A 3,723-nucleotide genomic window follows, 5' to 3' on the forward strand; every position below is an offset into this window, starting at 1 on the left:
TGAAAAATTGATAGCAAATTATGTTAAGGAACAAGGTGTTGAAAAGGATTATAAAAGTTTGAAAAAGAATAATCAATTGAAATTATTTTAATGCCTCGTGGGCTTGCCCCGAGGATTATTTACTTCATATTATAGCTACGGAAGTATGCTCGGTTTAGCTCTAGATTTATCGCTCAGAGAACAAGATTTAAACCTTGATGATTATATGAAATTGGTTTGGAAAACTTATGGAAAACCATTTAAAAATTACACGGTTAAAGATTTGCATAATACTTTAAATACTTACGCAGGAAATGAATTTGGAGATACTTTTTTCAATAATTATATCTATAAAAGTGAAATGCCAGATTTTGAACAATTATTTAATACAGTTGGTGTTAGTTTGAAGCAAAATTTAGAAAAGTCAGCTTTTGGTTTGCGTTTAAGAAATAATGAAATTATAGCAAATACAAAAATTGGGTCGGCTGCATATAACGCTGGTTTAGAAAAAGGCGATAAGATAGTTAAGATAGCAAGTCACGAAATTAAGACGACATCAGATTTGAATAAAGCTTTAAGTGAAGTACAGCCAAACAAGACTATCAAGATTCTTTATGAAAAATATGGTAAAATTAAAGCTATAAAAATGAAATTAGATTCTGATACATCTTACATAATTTCTAGCTTTCCTGAATTATCAGAAGTACAAATCAAAAACCGAAAAGCTTGGTTAGGAGTAAAGTAATTTATCCTAGTTTAGATTAATTCTTAACTCAAAAAATTGAGTAGACTTTGTACCTTTATGGTCTATGTATGCCTTAGTTGATTGTAATAACTTTTATGCTTCTTGCGAAAGGGTTTTTAATCCTAATTTAGAAGGAAAACCGGTTGCTATTCTTAGTAATAATGATGGTTGTGTCATTTCACGAAGTGACGAAGCAAAAGCATTACAGCTGCCTATGGGCGCACCAATTTTTAAGTGGGAGAGCTTCTGTAAGCAGCATAATATTTCTGTATTATCCTCTAACTATCCATTGTATGGTGACATGAGTCATCGGGTTATGAGAATCCTAGAACAATTTTCGCCAGAAGTCGAAGTCTATAGTATCGACGAAGCATTTTTAAAGTTTGAAGGATTTGAAAACTATGATTTAAAAGACTATGGACTTAAGATTAGAAAACGAATTTTGAAGTGGACTGGCATACCAACATGTGTAGGCATTGCACCAACAAAAGCACTTAGTAAAGTCGCCAATAAAATAGCTCGGAAATTTCCAAAAGAAACCAAAGGAAGCTATGTTATAGATTCTGATGAAAGCCGAATAAAAGCTCTTAAATGGACTAAGATAAATAGTGTTTGGGGCATTGGTCGAGGTTTGCAGAAAAAATTGGAGACCAAAGGCTGTAAAACTGCTTATGACTTTACCCAATTAGACGATGATTGGGTACGGAAAACATTATCTATCGTTGCATGGCGCTTAAAAAAAGATTTAGAAGGTATTTCTAAAATTGAAATGGAAGTGCCAGTAAGAAAAAAAGCCATTGCAACAACCCGAAGTTTTGATTATACCTACGATGACATTAATTACATAAAAGAACGCATCTCTACTTTTGCAACTATTTGTGCCGAAAAATTACGAAATCAAGGTTCTAGTTGTCATGTGGTAATGGTCATGCTTCGCAGTGATAGTCATAAAAAAGATTTAGAACAGCACCGTGGAAGTACAATGATTAGTTTTCCGTATCCAACAGACTCGTCTTTATTAATTAGTCAGCAAGCAGTTAGAGCCGTTGGAAAATTGTTTAAAAAAGGTATTAAATATAAAAAAGCAGGTGTAATTGTTATGGGATTGGTGCCAACTGATAATTATCAGTTAGATTTATTTAATTCTGAAGACCCCAAACATAAGCCTTTAATGTCTGCAATTGACACACTAAATAAAAAGTATAAAGGTCATAAAATAAGGCTTGGTAATCAAGATTTAAAACGCACATGGAAAATGCGTCAAGAACGTTTATCACCAAGATATACTACCAATATTAAAGATATATTGATAGTTAAATAAGAAAGTTATAACTTAGAAAATAAATTTTGTAGAGTGAATACGATAGCCCCAAAATCTGATAGTCTTATATTTTTTATACCAGAACGTACCGATGATTCTGGGACACATTTTTTTGATACAGGAATTTCAGCAGGATTTCCTTCACCAGCAGAGGACTTCAAAGAGCAACGTTTGTCTTTAGATGATGAGTTAGTAAAAAATAAAGAAGCGACTTTTTATGCTCGTGTTAGTGGTCAATCTATGATAGGAGCAGGTCTAGATGATAATGATTTACTAGTTATAGATAGAAGTTTAGAACCAGAAAATAATAAAATAGCCGTCTGTTTTCTTGATGGTGAATTTACAGTAAAACGTCTTAGAGTGACTAAAGATGAGGTTTGGCTTCAGCCCGAAAATCCGGATTACCCTATTATAAAAATTACGGAGGAGAACAATTTTGTGATTTGGGGTATTGTGACTAATGTCATTAAGAAGGTATAACAAAAAACGCGAAGCATTTACTTCGCGTTTTTTGTTATAATAATGTAAGTGAATTAATCTGCTAAAATAATAAGCTTATTATCCTTCATTTCAATAGTTCCAGAATTGATGGCTAATAATGTTTTACCATCTTGCTTTGTAAATTTCTCTTCAACTTCCTCTTCAAGAGTAACATCTCCGTTAATAGTTACATTTCCGGATTTTAGTATAGATACAATAGGAGCGTGATTTGTTAGCATTTCAAACTCACCATTAACACCTGGTACAGCAACACTAGTTACGTCTCCACTAAATAATGTAGCTTCTGGTGATACAATTTCTAAATACATAGTTTTAGAGTTTTAAGATTAAGCTTCAGCAAGCATTTTCTCTCCAGCTTCGATAGCTTCTTCAATAGAACCTTTAAGGTTAAATGCAGCTTCTGGTAAGTGATCTAATTCACCATCCATAATCATATTAAAACCTTTAATTGTTTCTTTTATATCAACTAATACACCTTTAAGTCCAGTAAATTGCTCTGCGACATGGAATGGTTGAGATAAGAAACGTTGTACACGTCTAGCTCTACCTACAGCCATTTTATCTTCTTCAGATAATTCTTCCATACCTAAGATGGCGATAATATCTTGTAATTCTTTATAACGTTGTAACAACTCTTTAACACGTTGTGCACAGTTGTAGTGCTCATTGCCTAAAATATCAGCAGTTAAAATTCTTGATGTAGAATCTAATGGATCTACTGCAGGATAAATACCAAGCTCAGCAATTTTACGAGATAATACAGTTGTTGCATCTAAGTGAGCAAACGTTGTTGCTGGTGCAGGATCCGTTAAATCATCTGCAGGTACATATACGGCTTGTACAGATGTAATAGAACCTCTTTTTGTAGACGTAATTCGTTCCTGCATTTCACCCATTTCTGTTGCTAATGTCGGTTGGTAACCAACAGCAGAAGGCATACGACCTAACAATGCCGAAACTTCTGATCCAGCTTGTGTAAAACGGAAGATATTATCGATAAAGAATAATACATCTTTTCCTTGACCTTCTCCGGAACCATCACGGAAATATTCAGCAATTGCCAATCCAGATAATGCCACTCGAGCACGTGCTCCAGGAGGCTCATTCATTTGTCCGAATACGAAGGTAAGTTTAGACTCTTTCAAGGCTGGCATATCTACTTTGTCTAGATCCCATC

5 protein-coding genes are annotated in these 3,723 nt (G+C 33.8%); 3 read left to right on the forward strand and 2 right to left on the reverse strand.

The window, feature by feature from the left end; genetic code table 11:
• The first annotated feature begins 145 nt into the window (after positions 1-145).
• The 3 genes from HKP48_RS06500 to umuD all read left to right on the forward strand — a co-directional run bounded on the left by HKP48_RS06500 (position 146) and on the right by umuD (position 2,525).
• Complete coding sequence (locus HKP48_RS06500; protein ID WP_296344044.1) at positions 146-724, forward strand: PDZ domain-containing protein; 579 nt, start codon at positions 146-148, stop codon at positions 722-724.
• 64 nt (positions 725-788) lie between these two features.
• Positions 789-2,045, forward strand: a complete 1,257-nt coding sequence (locus HKP48_RS06505; RefSeq protein ID WP_296344046.1) for a Y-family DNA polymerase — start codon at positions 789-791, stop codon at positions 2,043-2,045.
• A gap of 66 nt (positions 2,046-2,111) precedes the next feature.
• The gene (gene umuD, locus HKP48_RS06510) at positions 2,112-2,525 is read left to right on the forward strand and encodes a translesion error-prone DNA polymerase V autoproteolytic subunit (RefSeq protein ID WP_296344053.1); all 414 of its coding nucleotides are present in this window, start codon (positions 2,112-2,114) and stop codon (positions 2,523-2,525) included.
• 53 nt (positions 2,526-2,578) lie between these two features.
• Here umuD and HKP48_RS06515 read toward each other — a convergent pair whose 3' ends face one another.
• A complete protein-coding gene (locus tag HKP48_RS06515) occupies positions 2,579-2,854 on the reverse strand; it encodes a F0F1 ATP synthase subunit epsilon (RefSeq protein ID WP_296344049.1) in 276 nt (91 codons plus the stop codon).
• An 18-nt stretch (positions 2,855-2,872) separates the two neighbouring features.
• A partial coding sequence (atpD, locus tag HKP48_RS06520; protein WP_296344051.1) for a F0F1 ATP synthase subunit beta occupies positions 2,873-3,723 on the reverse strand: 851 nt, incomplete at its 5' end.

Source organism: Winogradskyella sp., from assembly GCF_013042245.1.
GTDB lineage: Bacteria > Bacteroidota > Bacteroidia > Flavobacteriales > Flavobacteriaceae > Winogradskyella.

Coding starts and splice junctions, on each gene's coding strand:
- HKP48_RS06500 (WP_296344044.1), top strand. CDS start 146: ATGCTCGGTTTAGCTCTAGATTTATCGCTCAGAGAACAAGATTTAAAC.
- HKP48_RS06505 (WP_296344046.1), top strand. CDS start 789: ATGTATGCCTTAGTTGATTGTAATAACTTTTATGCTTCTTGCGAAAGG.
- HKP48_RS06515 (WP_296344049.1), bottom strand. CDS start 2,854: ATGTATTTAGAAATTGTATCACCAGAAGCTACATTATTTAGTGGAGAC.